Origin of the sequence: Pseudarthrobacter chlorophenolicus A6, assembly GCF_000022025.1 — a bacterium.
GTDB classification, from domain to species: Bacteria; Actinomycetota; Actinomycetes; order Actinomycetales; family Micrococcaceae; genus Arthrobacter; species Arthrobacter chlorophenolicus.
Map to the genome: position 1 here is coordinate 22,401 of NC_011879.1, position 15,102 is coordinate 37,502.

Annotated in this window: 16 protein-coding genes, 39 tRNA genes and 1 other RNA gene; 54 read left to right on the forward strand and 2 right to left on the reverse strand. The window is 63.1% G+C overall.

All coding sequences use genetic code 11. From position 1 onward, the window contains the following. The first annotated feature begins 14 nt into the window (after positions 1-14). The 42 genes from ACHL_RS19915 (at position 15) to ACHL_RS20095 (ending at position 10,565) form a co-directional block, all read left to right on the forward strand. Entirely contained in the window at positions 15-557 is a 543-nt protein-coding gene (locus ACHL_RS19915; protein ID WP_139187313.1) for a hypothetical protein, read from the forward strand. Beyond that, the gene (locus ACHL_RS19920; protein ID WP_012622941.1) at positions 554-1,540 is read left to right on the forward strand and encodes a hypothetical protein; all 987 of its coding nucleotides are present in this window, start codon (positions 554-556) and stop codon (positions 1,538-1,540) included. The genes ACHL_RS19915 and ACHL_RS19920 overlap by 4 nt, the downstream gene beginning before the upstream one ends. A 95-nt stretch (positions 1,541-1,635) precedes the next feature. Further along, the gene (locus tag ACHL_RS19925) at positions 1,636-2,103 is read left to right on the forward strand and encodes a hypothetical protein (protein WP_012622942.1); all 468 of its coding nucleotides are present in this window, start codon (positions 1,636-1,638) and stop codon (positions 2,101-2,103) included. A gap of 165 nt (positions 2,104-2,268) precedes the next feature. Then, positions 2,269-2,748, forward strand: coding sequence for an RDD family protein (locus ACHL_RS23500; RefSeq protein ID WP_012622943.1), 480 nt, complete (start codon positions 2,269-2,271; stop codon positions 2,746-2,748). Positions 2,749-2,750: 2 nt separating this feature from the next. Continuing rightward, entirely contained in the window at positions 2,751-3,221 is a 471-nt protein-coding gene (locus ACHL_RS19935) for a hypothetical protein (protein ID WP_012622944.1), read from the forward strand. 78 nt (positions 3,222-3,299) lie between these two features. Then, positions 3,300-3,497, forward strand: a complete 198-nt coding sequence (locus ACHL_RS19940) for a hypothetical protein (RefSeq protein WP_012622945.1) — start codon at positions 3,300-3,302, stop codon at positions 3,495-3,497. A gap of 164 nt (positions 3,498-3,661) precedes the next feature. Continuing rightward, entirely contained in the window at positions 3,662-4,930 is a 1,269-nt protein-coding gene (locus tag ACHL_RS19945) for a Fic family protein (RefSeq protein WP_012622946.1), read from the forward strand. Between the two features lie 66 nt (positions 4,931-4,996). Next, positions 4,997-5,068 (forward strand) — tRNA-Glu (locus ACHL_RS24290). Between the two features lie 51 nt (positions 5,069-5,119). Then, a tRNA-Phe gene (locus ACHL_RS19950) sits at positions 5,120-5,195 on the forward strand. Positions 5,196-5,651: 456 nt separating this feature from the next. After that, positions 5,652-5,724: transfer RNA gene (locus ACHL_RS19955), tRNA-Trp, on the forward strand. Between the two features lie 190 nt (positions 5,725-5,914). Further along, a tRNA-Tyr gene (locus ACHL_RS19960) sits at positions 5,915-5,996 on the forward strand. Between the two features lie 2 nt (positions 5,997-5,998). Next, positions 5,999-6,073, forward strand: a tRNA-Met gene (locus tag ACHL_RS19965). Between the two features lies 1 nt (position 6,074). Further along, a tRNA-Leu gene (locus tag ACHL_RS19970) sits at positions 6,075-6,158 on the forward strand. 176 nt (positions 6,159-6,334) lie between these two features. Further along, positions 6,335-6,419, forward strand: a tRNA-Leu gene (locus tag ACHL_RS19975). Between the two features lie 13 nt (positions 6,420-6,432). Continuing rightward, a tRNA-Ser gene (locus ACHL_RS24295) sits at positions 6,433-6,523 on the forward strand. 114 nt (positions 6,524-6,637) lie between these two features. Next, positions 6,638-6,726, forward strand: a tRNA-Ser gene (locus ACHL_RS24300). Positions 6,727-6,830: 104 nt separating this feature from the next. Next, positions 6,831-6,903: transfer RNA gene (locus tag ACHL_RS19980), tRNA-Ala, on the forward strand. A 51-nt stretch (positions 6,904-6,954) separates the two neighbouring features. Next, a tRNA-Ala gene (locus ACHL_RS19985) sits at positions 6,955-7,027 on the forward strand. A gap of 106 nt (positions 7,028-7,133) precedes the next feature. Next, positions 7,134-7,697, forward strand: a complete 564-nt coding sequence (locus ACHL_RS24960; protein WP_012622949.1) for an HAD domain-containing protein — start codon at positions 7,134-7,136, stop codon at positions 7,695-7,697. Then, positions 7,660-7,732: transfer RNA gene (locus tag ACHL_RS19990), tRNA-Lys, on the forward strand. The genes ACHL_RS24960 and ACHL_RS19990 overlap by 38 nt, the downstream gene beginning before the upstream one ends. Before the next feature lie 31 nt (positions 7,733-7,763). Continuing rightward, positions 7,764-7,836: transfer RNA gene (locus ACHL_RS19995), tRNA-Lys, on the forward strand. A 210-nt stretch (positions 7,837-8,046) separates the two neighbouring features. After that, positions 8,047-8,120: transfer RNA gene (locus tag ACHL_RS20000), tRNA-Ile, on the forward strand. Between the two features lie 21 nt (positions 8,121-8,141). Continuing rightward, positions 8,142-8,214 (forward strand) — tRNA-Asn (locus ACHL_RS20005). A gap of 162 nt (positions 8,215-8,376) precedes the next feature. Next, a tRNA-Asp gene (locus ACHL_RS20010) sits at positions 8,377-8,451 on the forward strand. A 26-nt stretch (positions 8,452-8,477) separates the two neighbouring features. Next, positions 8,478-8,550 (forward strand) — tRNA-Thr (locus ACHL_RS20015). A 23-nt stretch (positions 8,551-8,573) separates the two neighbouring features. Further along, positions 8,574-8,649, forward strand: a tRNA-His gene (locus ACHL_RS20020). 4 nt (positions 8,650-8,653) lie between these two features. Then, positions 8,654-8,726, forward strand: a tRNA-Arg gene (locus ACHL_RS20025). A 14-nt stretch (positions 8,727-8,740) separates the two neighbouring features. Beyond that, positions 8,741-8,813 (forward strand) — tRNA-Glu (locus tag ACHL_RS20030). Between the two features lie 19 nt (positions 8,814-8,832). Further along, positions 8,833-8,908, forward strand: a tRNA-Glu gene (locus ACHL_RS20035). 10 nt (positions 8,909-8,918) lie between these two features. Continuing rightward, positions 8,919-8,992 (forward strand) — tRNA-Arg (locus tag ACHL_RS20040). Positions 8,993-9,009: 17 nt separating this feature from the next. Further along, positions 9,010-9,082, forward strand: a tRNA-Met gene (locus ACHL_RS20045). A 10-nt stretch (positions 9,083-9,092) separates the two neighbouring features. Further along, positions 9,093-9,167 (forward strand) — tRNA-Leu (locus tag ACHL_RS20050). A gap of 153 nt (positions 9,168-9,320) precedes the next feature. Then, positions 9,321-9,393: transfer RNA gene (locus ACHL_RS20055), tRNA-Val, on the forward strand. A gap of 119 nt (positions 9,394-9,512) precedes the next feature. Beyond that, a tRNA-Val gene (locus ACHL_RS20060) sits at positions 9,513-9,584 on the forward strand. 80 nt (positions 9,585-9,664) lie between these two features. Further along, positions 9,665-9,738: transfer RNA gene (locus ACHL_RS20065), tRNA-Thr, on the forward strand. 44 nt (positions 9,739-9,782) lie between these two features. Next, positions 9,783-9,857, forward strand: a tRNA-Pro gene (locus tag ACHL_RS20070). A gap of 11 nt (positions 9,858-9,868) precedes the next feature. Continuing rightward, a tRNA-Thr gene (locus ACHL_RS20075) sits at positions 9,869-9,941 on the forward strand. Between the two features lie 12 nt (positions 9,942-9,953). Then, positions 9,954-10,027: transfer RNA gene (locus ACHL_RS20080), tRNA-Pro, on the forward strand. Positions 10,028-10,040: 13 nt separating this feature from the next. Next, positions 10,041-10,129: transfer RNA gene (locus ACHL_RS20085), tRNA-Ser, on the forward strand. A 34-nt stretch (positions 10,130-10,163) separates the two neighbouring features. After that, a tRNA-Ser gene (locus ACHL_RS20090) sits at positions 10,164-10,250 on the forward strand. Positions 10,251-10,293: 43 nt separating this feature from the next. Continuing rightward, the gene (locus tag ACHL_RS23915) at positions 10,294-10,455 is read left to right on the forward strand and encodes a DUF4236 domain-containing protein (protein WP_012622950.1); all 162 of its coding nucleotides are present in this window, start codon (positions 10,294-10,296) and stop codon (positions 10,453-10,455) included. A 36-nt stretch (positions 10,456-10,491) separates the two neighbouring features. After that, positions 10,492-10,565: transfer RNA gene (locus ACHL_RS20095), tRNA-Pro, on the forward strand. A gap of 17 nt (positions 10,566-10,582) precedes the next feature. Here ACHL_RS20095 and ACHL_RS24305 read toward each other — a convergent pair. Beyond that, positions 10,583-10,735, reverse strand: coding sequence for a hypothetical protein (locus ACHL_RS24305; RefSeq protein ID WP_012622951.1), 153 nt, complete (start codon positions 10,733-10,735; stop codon positions 10,583-10,585). Between the two features lie 72 nt (positions 10,736-10,807). Between ACHL_RS24305 and ACHL_RS20100 the strand changes: the two genes are divergently transcribed. From ACHL_RS20100 to ACHL_RS20115, 4 genes are all read left to right on the forward strand, one after another. Continuing rightward, a tRNA-Phe gene (locus tag ACHL_RS20100) sits at positions 10,808-10,880 on the forward strand. A gap of 179 nt (positions 10,881-11,059) precedes the next feature. Next, a tRNA-Gly gene (locus ACHL_RS20105) sits at positions 11,060-11,131 on the forward strand. A gap of 12 nt (positions 11,132-11,143) precedes the next feature. Next, a tRNA-Gly gene (locus ACHL_RS20110) sits at positions 11,144-11,215 on the forward strand. Positions 11,216-11,237: 22 nt separating this feature from the next. After that, a tRNA-Arg gene (locus tag ACHL_RS20115) sits at positions 11,238-11,310 on the forward strand. Between the two features lie 3 nt (positions 11,311-11,313). Here ACHL_RS20115 and ACHL_RS20120 read toward each other — a convergent pair. Further along, positions 11,314-11,661, reverse strand: coding sequence for a hypothetical protein (locus ACHL_RS20120; RefSeq protein WP_012622952.1), 348 nt, complete (start codon positions 11,659-11,661; stop codon positions 11,314-11,316). A 105-nt stretch (positions 11,662-11,766) separates the two neighbouring features. Between ACHL_RS20120 and ssrA the strand changes: the two genes are divergently transcribed. The 8 genes from ssrA (at position 11,767) to ACHL_RS20150 (ending at position 15,096) form a co-directional block, all read left to right on the forward strand. After that, positions 11,767-12,155, forward strand: a transfer-messenger RNA (tmRNA) gene (gene ssrA, locus ACHL_RS23920). Between the two features lie 36 nt (positions 12,156-12,191). Further along, positions 12,192-12,277, forward strand: a tRNA-Cys gene (locus ACHL_RS20125). 92 nt (positions 12,278-12,369) lie between these two features. Then, positions 12,370-12,906: a hypothetical protein gene (locus ACHL_RS23505; RefSeq protein ID WP_012622953.1), complete on the forward strand. Its 537-nt coding sequence runs from the start codon at positions 12,370-12,372 to the stop codon at positions 12,904-12,906. After that, positions 12,900-13,145, forward strand: a complete 246-nt coding sequence (locus ACHL_RS20135; RefSeq protein WP_012622954.1) for a hypothetical protein — start codon at positions 12,900-12,902, stop codon at positions 13,143-13,145. Before ACHL_RS23505 ends, ACHL_RS20135 begins: the two co-directional genes overlap by 7 nt. Positions 13,146-13,225: 80 nt before the next feature. Further along, positions 13,226-13,396: a hypothetical protein gene (locus ACHL_RS24310; RefSeq protein WP_012622955.1), complete on the forward strand. Its 171-nt coding sequence runs from the start codon at positions 13,226-13,228 to the stop codon at positions 13,394-13,396. A 63-nt stretch (positions 13,397-13,459) separates the two neighbouring features. Then, positions 13,460-14,437, forward strand: a complete 978-nt coding sequence (gene trxB / locus ACHL_RS20140; protein ID WP_012622956.1) for a thioredoxin-disulfide reductase — start codon at positions 13,460-13,462, stop codon at positions 14,435-14,437. Positions 14,438-14,444: 7 nt separating this feature from the next. Next, a tRNA-Gln gene (locus ACHL_RS20145) sits at positions 14,445-14,517 on the forward strand. Between the two features lie 120 nt (positions 14,518-14,637). Beyond that, the gene (locus ACHL_RS20150) at positions 14,638-15,096 is read left to right on the forward strand and encodes an HNH endonuclease (protein ID WP_012622957.1); all 459 of its coding nucleotides are present in this window, start codon (positions 14,638-14,640) and stop codon (positions 15,094-15,096) included. The last annotated feature ends 6 nt before the right edge of the window (positions 15,097-15,102 follow it).

Genomic DNA, 15,102 nt, shown 5'->3' on the forward strand with positions numbered 1-15,102 from the left:
TACACATGTCAGGCATGAGCGCAGACATTTCAGCACGCCAACCCAAGGGAATCCCGGCCGGCGGCCAGTTCGCCGCAACAGTCCACGGTGAACCGGCAGTAGCCTTGCCGGCGCAGCCACCGGTCACCCAGGAGCAGTTTTCCGCCCTGATGACCGAAGAACTGGCAGTGAAAATCGACGCCAGCCTCAAAGGCAGGATCCGCGGCAAGGACTGGTACTCGGGCAGCAGGGTCGACCAAGTGTTCGAGGCTGAGCTCGACGACGAGGGAGGCCTGTCGGTCTATACCCGCCAGCCCAGCTCCGATGAAGGCGTCACCTACGCCATCTCAATGGCTGACGGTACGGCCCGGATCACCCTCAACGACGACTACAACACGGGCGTGAAGCCCAGGGACCTGCACCCGGAACTCTGGACCGGGCCGGATGATGCCGTCCGTGAAATCTCCCACGTCATCCTGGACATGGAAGGCGGAGTCACCGAAGCAGCCGCCAGCCGCGGTGAAACGCCGGACGGCTTCGCCTCAGACGCCGAGTACCGTCGCTGGAAGGAACGATGAGCGCCCGCCAGCCGGCCGGTATCCCTGCCGGCGGCCAGTTCGCCGCCTCCGCCCATGCCGAGCCGGGCATCGCACTGACAGCAGCACCGGCGCCGCGCAACAACATGCCGGCGCTGGGTTCTGCGGCCACAGGCTACGTCGACCGACTTGATGACGCCGGGAACCTGATCCTCCAGATCCGCCTCGAACACGGCAAGCCCAACGACGCGCCCGACGGAACAGCCGCCATCATCCACTACTCAACCGCGCCCACGGGCTGCACCCGCGAGGTGTTCTACACCGATGGCGTCCTGCACGACGGTTCCGGTGACAAACCCACCGAACGCCTGACCTGGCCCTCCGGACGGAGCGACGTCGTCCGCGGCTTCCGGCGCCCCCACCAGGGAAACACGGTCCCACAGGACTCCCCGGACGGACAGCCAGCGTCTGTGCGAACCACCGCCGAAGGTCATGTCGTGACCGGTTACTACACCGACGGTCGCCTTCAGAACCCGGCACCGCGCACCCCCGCCAGGGTCGAAGTGCGCACCGACGGAGCCCGCGTTGAGCAACATGCCCCGTTTGGAGAACTCGCGGACCTCCCGGATGGCACACCATGCGAGCACCACTTCGGACCGGCCGGTAACTTGATCGCCGAAATCCGCCGCCACGGCGGCTACGGCTGGGACTCCGACTACGGCGACGCATCCGAGCGCCGCTACCGGGACGACGGGACCGTCTACAAGGAAGTCTTCCGATACCGGGGACAGCTGCTCGACTCGCCGGTCGGCAAGCCGGCACTCGTTGAGTACGCCCCGGACGGCAGCATCGCCAGGGAAGTCCGCCGGCCCTCCATGGGAGATCCCGACTACGGCAACTACACCTCATTCGACTCCAGAGTGACGCGGCAACATGCGTGGCCGTACACCCGCAAGAACCCGCTTCCCCGCTACGTTCCGGAGGGGCCCGGGAGTCAAGGGCGCGCCGGGAACGGGGCCCGATGAACAGGGACCGCCAACCGAAAGGCGTACCATCGGGTGGAGAATTCGCGGCCAGGCAGCATGCCGAACCGACGCTCGAGCTTGGGGGAATGCGACCGATGAAACCAGTGCGTGGCGAACTGGAAAGGTCAGGCGACGAAAGCATCTCCGCGGAAGAGGCCCGTCGACTCTGGTCCCTGGCCAAGGGGAGGATTGGCAGCGACTCCCTGGGCGCGTATGAACAACACGCGTTCGATGCAGGGCGGAACCTGGCACAGAACCGGGCCACACCTGCCGATGTCCTTCACGACATGGTGGTGTCGCGGAACAAGGACGGACTGCAGCACACGCGGAGCTGGTTCATGGACAAAATCCCGTTGAGTGAGCCGCTGCGATCTGTCGTTGACCACCCGAATACGTCCGCCGAGACGCTTTATGTCATCGCCGCAACTGGCCTGGACAAGCGGGAAAGCGAAGCCGCCAAAAAGAGGTTGAAGGAGTTTCGACGCGGCGCAACCTTGCGCCAGAGGATTCAGCTCGTCGCGGCCAAGTGGAGGGCAACCCGCCCGGAGATCCCTGGGAAGTAGCTGACGGACTCTGCGTCAGCTCCACAGCAATCCCCGCCAACTGTGGCGCCGCATAGTGATTTGTGAGAGCCCGCCGCCGGAGGGCGGGCCGTGGCGGCCACTGTTTCTTAGCGTGGAGCAGAGCGGAGCTACGAGTCATCAACCCAAGAACGGAACGCAATACCCATGAGCACCACTACCCGCAACGACGACAAGCGGCTCAAGACGTTGGCAAACGGACGCCGCGTCATCAAGGCCAAGGACCGCTACATCTTTGGTGCCTGGCTTCTGGACTGGTCCATCATCCTGGTCCTCTCGCTGGGCACCTACATCGCACTGCTCAACGGCGACCCGCTGGTGGCACTCATTGCTGCCCTCGCTGTCTGGCCGGCCGGGTCCTTCATCTATGGCCTGACCACCTGCCACCGCCGCTCCCTGGGGCAGGCCGCCGCCGGCACCCGCACCGTCCGTCTCGACAACGGCGGCATCCCTGGATTCTGGCGGGCAGGATGGGTCATGTTCGTCCGGATGGTCATCTACCCGTTCGTCGTAGCGGTGCTGCTGCTCGGTGCCCTGGGCGGGTCAGCGAACGCCGACCTGGACGCAAAGGACCGCCATGTCTCCATCGACGTCCGCGCGACCGCGGCGCTGGAAGGACAGGACTGAGAATGGTCTACGACCGGGAACGGTTTGCACGCGAGGACGCAGTCTACGCCGAACACAAGAAGGCTGTGGCCGGTGGCGAGAAGCGCGTCCTGCGCAAGACCAGCACCGGCGAACTGCACAGCTACCCGGCAGACGAGATCGGATTCACCCCCGGGAGCGGACAGCCCCAGGTGAGCAGTTGGTGGGGCATGGGCATCATCATGGTTTTCATGATCCTCCTCCTGGCCACCGGCGCGTGGCTCTTCCAGCGCCCGCTCTGGGAGGGGAACCCGCCGGAGTGGGGCGCCTTGTGGCTGATCGGTTTCGCCGGACTCATGACGCTCTATGCATTCAACCTCGCCCGTGACGAGTACAGGGCCACCCGGCTGCGCAAACTTCGCGGGTCACCGAAGCCGAGCAGCAGCGGCCAGGTCGACATCAACCTCCTGGAGCTCGGCCAGAAACGTCCGGACCAGCCCGGCGACTCCCGATAGGATTCGGCTCATGTTCAACCAGGACAAGCAGTTCCGCAGACCTGACGGCACTTGGTACGACCTTGAGCAGGAGGGCTGATGGAGTACTTGTTCGCTTTTCTCGGTCTGATCGTCGTGATGGTCGTGGTGTACCTTCTGAACGCCTACTGGCAGCGCAAGCACCGCCTTACCCGACCACCGCGGCATCTCGGCGAGCCTCAATCCCAGCGGGGGCGTGTCTACAAGGATCCACCGCCCACCAATCACAATGCTGATCCGTACAGCGGTTCGCCCTGAGTCCGCAGCTGCCGAGTCGGCATTCGTTCCTGCCAGGCAGGAAATGAAAGAATCCGAAGCCGGTTTCGTCACTTCTCGTAGGTTCTGAGAATCACGGCTACGAATATTCTCATTTTCATCCGCTTATGAGAAAATCAAGGGACCGTCTTCTCAAAGGAACTTCCATGACTACCCAGTCCCGACAGCCTCGTGGCATCCCAGCCGGCGGAGAGTTCGACGCCCAGCGACACGCTGAACCCGGCATCTCCCTGTCCGCAGCGGCTTTCTGGCCCGCGATCGGCTTCGAGGAGCACCCGTGGGAAACCGACCCGGACCGTGGCGCCTCCCGCCGGCAGCGGCTGCTGGCCCGCGGGCCTTACCAGGCTGCAGTCGTTCCCGAGATCGCCGACCTGGACCCGGTCATCGATTCCCGTACCCAGGCCTTGGCCGAAGCGGCGACCCTGGAGATGGTCCGCTTCGATGCCGAGCTGGGGCGGGACACCACGCCGTTCGCGGCCTTGCTGCTGCGCAGTGAGTCGGCATCCAGCTCCCAGATTGAAAACCTGACAGCCGGCGCCCGAAGGATTGCCCTGGCCCAGCTGGGCGACACCTCAAGCACGAACGCCTCCCTCATTGCCTCCAATGTCAAGGCGCTGCAGGCAGCCATTGACCTGTCCGAGGACCTGTCGGTGGAGAACATCGCCGTCATGCACCACGCCCTGCTGAACGCCTCCGACCGCAACATCGCAGGGGAGTACCGCGACGCCCAGAACTGGATCCGCGGCCAGTCCCCGCACACCGCCGAATTCGTACCGCCCCACCCGGACCGGGTACTGCCGGCGATGGAAGACCTGGTGGCGTTCATGCGCCGCGACGACATCCCGGCGCTGACCCAGGCGGCGATCGCCCACGCCCAGTTCGAAACCATCCACCCGTTCGCGGACGGCAACGGCCGCACCGGACGGGCCATCGTCAGCGCCCTGCTGCGGGCCAAGGGCGTCACCGAGAACGTCACCGTCCCGGTCTCCTCGGGGCTGCTGACCGACACCCACCTGTACTTCGATGCCCTGAGCGCCTATCGCGACGGGGCCATCCAGCCCATCGTGGAGCGCTTCGCTGAGTCAGCCGTCCGCGCCGTAGACAATGGCCGGCAGCTGGCCGCAGACATCGAGGCGGCAGAACAGGGGTTCCGGGAGAAACTGGCCGGCGGCCCATCGTCTGTCCGCAAGGTCCTGGACCTGGTGCCCAGGGAGCCTGCGCTGACCGCGGAGATGGTCGCGGAGCACACCGAGACATCCCTGGCCACGGCGTACCGTGCCGTCGAACGCCTGGAGGCGGCGGGAATCCTGGCGTCCGCGGGCAAGATCCGCGGCACCCGTGTCTGGGTCACTCCTGACATCATCGCAGCCCTGGACGCCTTCGCTGACAGGGCAGGGCGCCGGACCCGGCACTGACCGGTGACGGGCATTCGACGTGCCGCACACATCAGGGCTGTTGTACCCGCGTCACCGTGCGGGTCTGCGGAACTGTAGCTCAAAGGTAGAGCAGGGATCTCGCCCATGGATGCCGGAGTCGAGACCGGCCGGGCCGCAGACAACCACGGTGGCACCGCGGTGATGCACGATGACCGGTCCTCCGGTTATCGGGTCATAGCTTAAGTGGCATAGAGCAGGGAGACCGAAACGCTCCCGGACGCAGGTTCGACTCCTGCTGACCCACGTTTGTGAAAGCATTTCGGGAAGCGGTGACGCTTTTTCGAATCGCCGCACACATTCAATTGGACAGAGAATTTGGCTTCCAAAGCACGTGAGAGATTTGGAATGTACAAATTCGACGTCTCTCAGCTACAGTTTATTTAGCAGGCCATCCGGGCCGGCGAAATCGTTAGGAAAGGACAGGCCATGCTCGCACAAATCATGCTCAGCATCTCGGCAGCATCATGCCGCCGCGGTTTTGTCCTGCCCACGACCAAGCCCGCGTTGGAATCCCCGAAAGCCTATGGAAACACCTGGCAGCAGCGGAATGACCACGCAAGGCACCGAAGTATCCTCTAAGTTTCGACGGCGTAGACCGTCCACCAGAGGCCGCTTCGGGTAAGTCCAACCCCGAGGCGGTCTCTCTTTTTGTCCCCATCAGGACGAACAGACCGCCTCCACCCAGCCGCAACCCGGCACTGGGGAGGTAGCTCAGTTGGTAGAGCAACGGTCTCCAAAACCGTAGGCCGCAGGTTCGAGCCCTGTCCGCCCCGCGCAAGACAACGCACTCGCAAGAGATGCAATTGATCATTGAGAATTCCATAGTGAACGTGAAGTAAGAGACGGAGAAACTGCAGGAAAGCCAAATCCTGTGGTGCTATTTCTCCGCGCTCAAAAACAAGTAATAAACGGTTTCCGGACCGGCGCGCAGGTTTATACCTGTAGGCCGGTCCGGGAATTCTCGGGAGGTTACCTAAGTGGCCAAAGGGGGCGGACTGTAAATTCGCTGGCTCAGCCTACGTCGGTTCGAATCCGACACCTCCCACTCGCAGAGTAGAGCAGTTCGGTAGCTCGCCGGGTTCATATCCCGGAGGTCGCTGGGTTCGAATCCCGCCTCTGCAACGCCCGTCTGGCGAAATTGGCAGACGCGCTGGCTTCAGAAGTCAGTGTCCGCAAGGACGTCCGAGTTCAAGTCTCGGGATGGGCACGGTGGCCATGTGCAGGGTGGCCCAAGTCCTGGCATAGACCGCAACGCCTTGACCGGCGGGTGCATGCCTGGGCGATGTAAAACAGATACCCGCCGCCGGGTGGCTACGACCACAAGGCTTGTCCGCGGACAGCAGCTAGTCACTGCCCACCCCGCGACCAGGCGCCCGGTGTCTCGCCCGTCTGGCGAAATGGCAGACGCGCCAGCTTGAGGGGCTGGTGTCCCGAAAGGGGCGTCCCGGTTCAAGTCCGGGGATGGGCACGCAGTACAAACTGGAGAGGCCAGCCGACTGATGGCGACGGCCGCTGCTTGGAGCGCAGTTGACGGACTTTGTCCGTTTGCGAGTTCGAACCTCGTCCTCTCCGCGCATCAACAATGGAGTCCCCAGCCGAGGGTTGGCGGCGGCGCCGGATTCGAGATCTGGTTGCGGGCATCCGCGTAGGAGTTCGATCCTCATGGACTCCGCGAGCAGTACAGATGGAAGGTAAGCGAAGTTGGGGAGCAGGCCGACTGCTGATCGGCTAAGACGGGTGACACCGTTTTACGGGTTCGAACCCCGTGCCTTCCGCTCCGAAGGGAATGACCGCAGCTCAGCGGTGAGGGAGTCTGAAAGCTCCGCACACATGAGTCAGGACAGAACAACCAACACCGGTGGTGAAGGCTACCGGCAATGGGGCTATGGCGCAGTTGGTAGCGCGTCTGCATGGCATGCAGAAGGTCCGGGGTTCAAATCCCCGTAGCTCCACGATCTCCTCAAGATCAAAGGTCCCGCCCTCTGCTCAGGGCGGGCCCGAACGGGGTCATGGCGCAATTGGTAGCGCAGCGCTTTTGCAAGGCGAAGGTTCCGGGTTCGAGTCCCGGTGATTCCACGGCTGGGTAGGGCAGCGGATCGAATCCAGGAAGATCCCTAAGAAGGACCTTGGACATCGACCGCCAGCCGCCCGGCAACGGCACAACGCGATCGGAGCAGGACAGATGATCACCGCCTACTTCGATGCTGACGGCATTTTCGATGCCGCCACCGATCACCGCTTCTCCCCGCCGCCGGCCGAACAGACAGGCTGGGACGATTGGCACCCCATTACGGTGCCGGGAGCCTTCCCTGGCTACTGGTCGAGGGAGCTGGTGGACGCGGTGAACAGGATCGCCAGTCTTCCCGGTGTCACCTGCAAATGGCTGACCAGCTGGGAAGAGCAGGCGCCCCTGCAGCTCGCTCCGGCGATCGGCCTGAACGCCGCAGGGTGGGAGGTCATCTACGGGGTCGAGGAAGATGACCCGATGAACTGGCACTGGTGGAAGCTGGCGAAGATCCATGAGGACCTGGAGAAGGACCGACCCGAGGGGTTCATCTGGCTGGACGATGACATCACCTCCGACCCCGCGGCGCGGCATTGGCTGCGGACCATCGACCGACCTCACCTGGCGATCTGCCCGAAGACGACTGATGGTCTCACCAAAACCCACCTGTACGACATCGAGGCGTTCATCGGGAAGCAAGTATGGGCCTGTAGCTCAGTTGGTAGAGCTTCCGACTTTTAATCGGGATGTCGCGGGTTCGAGCCCCGCCGGGCCCACGCACGATGACAGCCGGAAAGACGGCGATAAGCCTCTCTAGCTCATTCGGTAGAGCACTTGACTCTTAATCAAGGGGTGCCGGGATCGAAGCCCGGGGGAGGCACGAAGCGCGGCACGCAACGCCAGGCGGGATGAACCTCGAGGATCGCCGGCGGCGCGGGCTGCACTCAAATTGTGGGACTACATCCCCGCCCTGGTGCATGGGGCACAACTGGAACGATGTCCGGCTGGTGCCGAGTAATCAGGTTCATAGCCTGGTGAGGGCGGACCAGCAATGGTGCCGATCGAGGGTGCACCGCCGGCCGGACAACGAGGTCGTCTAGCTCATTCGGTTAGAGCACTTCGCTGATAACGAAGAGGTGCGGGGTTCAAATCCCCGGATGGCCACTGCGGGTAGATCCCGTTTGATCCCGTCTAGCTCAACTGGCAGAGCAGCCGACTGTTAATCGGCAGGTTACTGGTTCGAGTCCAGTGACGGGAGCGAAAGCAAGCTCATCCCTCGCGGTGAACGGTAAGAGCCCGGATGATCCTTCGTGGCGGTAATTGGCATCCCGCACGGTTCTGGCCCGTGAGATTCCTGGTTCGAGTCCAGGCGAAGGAACGCGGCAAGCACCGCCTCGGCGGTCCGGTACGAGCCCGGGATGGAGTAGTGGCTCAGATGGCCTAGAGCACCCGCCTGTCACGCGGGAGAACGCGGGTTCGAATCCCGTCTATTCCGCGGGGGAGTCTCCCCTTGCACCACCTGCCCGGTTAGCTCAGAAGGTAGAGCGCGTTCTTGGTAAGAACGAGGTCACGAGTTCAAGTCTCGTACCAGGCTCGGGCGCGAATCGCGCCGAAATTGTGGCTGTAGCTCAGATGGTAGAGCGCCTGGTTGTGGCCCAGGAGGTCGCGGGATCGATTCCCGTCAGTCACCCCACTTCGCCCTCGTAGCTCAGAGGATAGAGCGCCTGCCTCCGGAGCAGGAGGTCGCAGGTTCGAATCCTGTCGAGGGCACGCAGCACCGCCTGGCCCCCATCGTCTAGCGGCCCAGGACACCGGCCTTTCACGTCGATAGCACGGGTTCGAATCCCGTTGGGGGTACGCACCAAAGCAACACCTTGGCCCCATGGTCTAGCGGCCTACGACTCCGGCTTCTCAGGTCGGCACCGCGGGTTCGAATCCCGCTGGGGTTACCAGCACCACTACGCGCCACTAGCTCAGCTGGATAGAGCGCCGGTCTACGGAACCGGAGGTCGGGGGTTCGAGTCCCTCGTGGCGCACGCAAGTTGAAACACCGGCCTGTATAGCTCAGTGGCAGAGCGCATTGCTCATAACGATGGTCGTCGCTGGTTCGACCCCAGCTACAGGCACGCAGGATCCGCCCGCCTAGCCCAATTGGCACGAGGCGACGAGCTCAAACCTCGGATGGTCCCGGTTCGAGTCCGGGGGCGGGCACTGGTGAGACTTCCTGGGGTTTCCGCACACATTGAAGATGTTGGATGCCGCTGCGTAGGCCTATGCGCAGCCGAAGAGCCCCGGGGGGCCGGTGATCCACGTCCCGCCAACGGGCCGGCCGGTCAACGGTGGCGGGATGAAACATAGGCCTGCGCTTGTATAGCTCAGCTGGCAGAGCACCTCCTTCACACGGAGGTTGTCCGGGGTTCAAATCCCTGTGCAGGCACGGAATCCGTAAACCGAGGCCCCAGAGATGGGCAGCGCCTGAAATCGCGGACGGGGTAACGCCACGTCACGGCGGGAGGTGAACGGTCAGGCCCCTGGCCCGGCCGGGATCCTCCACTTGCCTGTATAGCTCATCGGTAGAGCGCCCGCCCGACACGCGGGAGGTACGGGGGTCAGCACCCTGTACAGGCACTCCAGGCTGAGGCACTGCAGCCGTTCGAAGCGCTGTGACCAGTTAGCGGTCGGCCCAAGGAATACTCTCCAGTGTTATTGCCTCCTTAGCTCAGTTGGCCAGAGCGACGCTCTTGTAAAGCGTAGGTCGTCGGTTCGAATCCGACAGGGGGCTCGAGGGGCGGCACGTCCCGGTCTGTAAAGGCCATCAGTGCGCAACGGGGTGTAGCTCAGCTTGGCTAGAGCGTCCGCTTTGGGAGCGGAAGGTCGCAGTTTCGAATACTGTCATCCCGACGGTTTTACCCGCCCCGTTAGCTCAGATGGTAGAGCGCTTCTCTCGTAAAGAAGAGGTCGCCGGCTCGATTCCGGCACGGGGCTCGCAGTGAATATCGGGGTGTAGCGCAGCTTGGGAGCGCGCGTCGTTCGGGACGACGAGGTCGCAGGTTCAAATCCTGTCACCCCGACGCAGTACAAAATGGCGGGATGGCGGAGCGGCCTAACGTGACTGCCTCGAAAACAGTTGCCCGGGTGAAACCGGGCCGGGAGTTCAAATCTCCCTCCCGCCGCTTGGAGGGCCCGGCTGATACGGCCGGTAGAAATGGCGAGGTGGCGGAGCGGCCAAACGCGACTGCCTTGAAAACAGTTGTCCGGGCAACCGGACCAAGGGTTCGAATCCCTTTCTCGCCGCACACATGGGGAACACCAGCAGTCCTATCATCGAAGGAGAACCGTGGGCCTCAGCTTCCGCAAGACCATCAAGCTCGGCAGGAACACCCGTCTGAACGTTTCCAAGTCAGGTGTCTCAGCCTCGCGCAAGGCAGGGCCGGTCACGATCAACAGCCGCGGCCGGATCACCATCCGCCTGGGCAAAGGTCTTACCTGGCGCCTTTAGCAGTACCCGACACGGGTCGAGGTCCGTGCCGGTCAACGGGATGTAGCGCAGCTTGGTAGCGCACCTGGCTGGGGGCCAGGGGGTCGCAGGTTCGAATCCTGTCATCCCGACGGATTGGAGTGGGTTGTTAGTCTTCCCAGCGGTTCTTGTCGGTCCACCGTTCACGCGGGTTGGCGGCCTCCTCGGCCTGTTCCTTAGCGTCATCCCAGGCGTCCTTCAGGAAGTGCGCTGCCGTCCCTACGAAGATCGCGGCGATCAGCGTCCCTACTGCCTTTACCATGCCAGCCCCAATCACTCGATGATCTATTGATACTAGCCTTCAACGGCCAGCATTACCCGGCATTGCCGGTCCGGTCTCTTAGCTCAGTTGGTAGAGCACTGGCCTGAAAAACCAGGGGTCCCCGGTTCAAGTCCGGGAGTGACCACGGGGGAGTAGCGTCCCTTCTTGTTCGCCGCGATGAGTCGAAACAGCGGTTGTGCTGCGCCGGTGCGAATAAACGGCGTCCCAATACCGATGAGGGAGAACCTGCCAAGGCATGCGGTCGTCCACGGAAACGAGATTCCGGGCAGGTGTCGGGTCCCGCTAAGGCCCTAATCCTGCGCTGTCGGTGTGGCGTAGTCGGCAACGCAGCAGTCTGCCAGTCTGCAGTCGCGGGTTCAATTCCCGTCACCGGCTCGAAGTACCAATGCGGGAGTAGCTCAGTGGTAGAGCGTCGGCCTTCCAAGTCGAATGTCGCGAGTTCGAACCTCGTCTCCCGCTCGAGGTGCCTGGTGCACTTTTCGCCTCCGTAGCTCAGTGAATAGAGCGGCGGCTTTCTAATCCGCGGGTCGCAAGTTTGAATCTTGCCGGGGGCACTGTTACTGCTGCTTGCGCATCTGCTCTTGCCGTTGCCGTTCAATTGCCCCTGCGGTGATGACGTCGGCTGGTTCCAGCCTGGTGCCCCTGAAACCGTCCATGAAATCATCCAGGTAGATGAACTGTACGCCGGCGGTCGGGTCGCCCTTCCTTACAGCCTTCTCATCGATCAGCGCCTGGAGCCGCACTGGGTCGATCTCGGGCCCGGAGATCTCGGCCTCGATGTCCTTGATGTAGACGAAGGCAGGGCCGGGGGAGTGGACCGCTCGTTGGATCGTGTTCATCTGAATCCAGGCGTCCAGCTTGGACGGGTCGATCTTCTTGTCGGAGGGGATCTTGAAGGGGCTCATGCCACGACGTTATCGGAGTGGCTGTGGCAGCGGTGACAGACGCGCTGCGTGCCGCACACATGAGAGTTGATAGGGCGGCCGAAGATCGTTTCGGCAGTCTTATCCGGGGGTGACTTGGTTTCGATACCGCCTGATCATTCCGGAAAGAAGCGGGTAAGGAAGCGCACGGGAATCCTTTCAAAAATCCGGGCAACAAGAGATGCCAACGCAACTCGCTCTGATCTCGCCCTCGCCGCTTAGTGCGGCCGGGACCTAAACGGGGTCTGTCTCAAACCGCATCAGGCAACTGGTTCTTGGCCGCGGTTTAGGCATCAGCTAAAGAAGACCTGGATGACGGCAGCGCTGTGGGCCGCCATCTGTATCAGCAGCTAGACCGGGACGGTCCGTTGTTCGCCATGAACCGGCCCGGTCGATAAGCAATAAGGCGGACTACACCCGTAGAAGAGTTCGGAATCAGGGGGTACACAGGGGTTCGAATCCCCTCACCTCCACCCTGGCCGGGGCGCCCACCAGCGCCCCGGCCTTTGCTTGGCGCTGTAGGCGAATTGGTAGAGCCGGCAGTCTGCAAAACTGCGCCTTCGGGCACGTGCGGGTTCAAGTCCCGTCAGCGCCTCCACTTATCCCGCCGGGCGCGGGAAGACATCTCAGCGGTTCCGCACACATGGGTAGCGCCGGTCGAGTCCGGCCACTACCCGGGAGGAACCCAGCATGTCGATAACCTTCAGCACCCCCATCGGCGAGATCGAGGGCTTTGCCTTCACGTGCGGCCACGACAATGGCGTGACCGAGCACCGCATCGGCTCTTACGATGACGCCAGGGCGCTTCTGCAGACCGAGCGCGACGCCCACGGCCACACAGGCGGTCTCGCTATCTGCGGCGACGAATACTGCGCCTACGGCCCGATGTTCATCCGGGCCATCGAAGCGGACCCGTCCCCGGAAGTAAACGTCAGCAACACCAATGCCATGCACCTGCTGGGTCTCCTGGGCTTCCCCTCTCAGGCCGATGAGGACGGTTCCCTCTCCGGTTCAACAACGGCGGAGGACTTCCTCGGCCGTGTCCTGCTCGCCCAGGCCGTCAACCCGTCGGATGCCGGAGTTCCTGTAACGGAAACAGTCGGCGAGGGCGGCGCCGTCCTGATCGCCATGGGCCGCCGTGTCGGTTACTCCGATGACCGGCTGGCAGCGCTGCGGGAGCTGGCGGACTTCGCCGTCGACCGCGGGCGGGACGTGCAGTGGTGCTGACCGGAACGCGGGACCACGCGGAGCTGACCCTTCACGAGACGCTCACCCACCTTCGGGATGCCGCCGCCACCTTCCAGGGCGGAACCCAGATCACCAGTCGTGAGGAGGCTCAGGTCGCCGGGATTTCGTACAGGGTCGTTGAGGGCCTCATGGCGCTGGCCAAGCAGAATGGCGCAACGCCCTACGAAATCTCCCGGGCGTTCCAGGGAGAAGTAATCGGCAGCTCTTTCCAGGACTAGCGGACAGCGCGTGATCGGCCGTCGACCACCTCAACGCATAGGGAAAGCCAGACGATACCGGCACCACGATGAGGAACCACATGGCCCCGCACCCCGCTGATCCCGAGCTGAAAAGCTTCGTCAGTACCCAGCTGCTGTTTAGCCGCATGAACGACGGTCAGGCAACTGACGCCCTGGAGTTCCTGGCAGCGGCCGACCCACTTGGCGCTTCCGCACCCGTCGAAGAGCCAGCCGAGTTGGTCGGAGTCTAGACCCACTCGCCACCCTTGGGCGGCCCTGGCTGCCTCTCAACCACCTTCAGAAAGAGAACCTTCGTGAGCACTTCACTTCCCACCGAAACCATCCGCGACGTCATCATCGTAGGCTCCGGTCCGGCCGGCTACACCGCCGGCATCTACACAGGACGGGCGAACCTCAAGCCCCTGATCGTCGCGGGAATGATGGAGCCGGGCGGGGAGCTGATGAAAACTACCGAGGTTGAAAACTACCCGGGCTTCCCGGAGGGAATCGACGGACCGGACCTGATGGCCAACATGGAAAGCCAGGCCGAACGCTTCGGCGCCGAGATCCTCTTCGAGGAAGCCTCCGAGCTTGAGTTGGAAGGACCCGTCAAAAAGGTCACCACCACTGACGGTGAAGTCCACTACGCCCGAACAGTCATCCTGTCCACCGGCTCCGCCCACCGGAAGCTCGGCCTCCCCAACGAGGACGCACTCTCCGGCCACGGCGTTTCCTACTGTGCCACCTGCGACGGGTCGTTCTTCAAAGACCTTGAGGTCGCTGTTGTCGGCGGCGGAGACTCCGCGGCCGAGGAAGCCCTCTTTCTGACCAAGTTCGCCAAGGCCGTCCACCTCATCGTGCGTGGCGACCAGCTGCGCGCATCGAAGATCATGGCCGACCGCGTCCTGGCCAACCCGAAGATCTCCGTCGAGTTCGAAACGGAAGTTGTCGGGATCCTCGGTCAGGACAAGCTCATCGGTCTCATCTTGAGGTCCAAGGACCGGGAATACGACTACACGGTCCCCGCCGACGGTCTGTTCGTGGCGATCGGCAATGACCCGCGCACCGCCCTCGTGGCCAGCCAGCTGGACCTCACCGCCCAGGGCACCGTTGCCGTGGACGGACGGACGTCGAAGACCAATCTCCCAGGTGTTTTCGCCGCCGGCGACGTCATCGATCCGACTTACCGCCAGGCGATCACCGCGGCCGCTTCCGGTTGTGTAGCCGCCCAGGACGTCGAGCACTTCCTCGCAAACTCCGTCCCGGCCTTGCTGGAGGCGGCCACGGCCTAACCGCCGATCCTCGTTGGTGTAACTGGCAGCACGCCGGTCTTTGGAACCGGAAAGTCGTGGTTCGAACCCTCGGCGAGGAACAAATAGATCAAGCTTTCCCTCACGTTCACTGTGGATCTCCCAATGATCAAACCGCTCTCACGAAAGTGGGCGCATAGAGACGTTAGGAGCCGCAAACACAGGAAAGGGGAGCGGATGTCATGGAGAGCGTTCTGGTCCTCAACGCGGGGTACGAGCCGCTGCATAGGGTCTCGCTGAAGCACGCCATTCGGATGGTGCACCGCGGGGTGGCTGAAGTCCTGAAAGACGACGGCGCGCCGTTTGGCCCCTTCCTGCGTCCTGTTGTGCTGCGGCTCATCAAGTACGTGAAGATGTCCTGGCGGACCCGCACGACCTGCACCAAGGAGGCCGTGAAGCGCCGTGACGGGCGGTGCGCCTACTGCACGAAAGGCAAGGCCGAGACCGTTGACCACGTCATGCCACAGTCCCGAGGCGGACTGAACACCTGGCTGAACCTGGTCGGCTGCTGCTTCAAGTGCAACCAGCGCAAGGCTGACCGGACTCCCGAGGAGGCCGGCATGAAGCTGCTCCTGACCCCTTATGCGCCGAAGGCCCGGCCGCCGCTGCTGCCGGACTTCGACTACGCGCTTATTGCCTAAACGCAG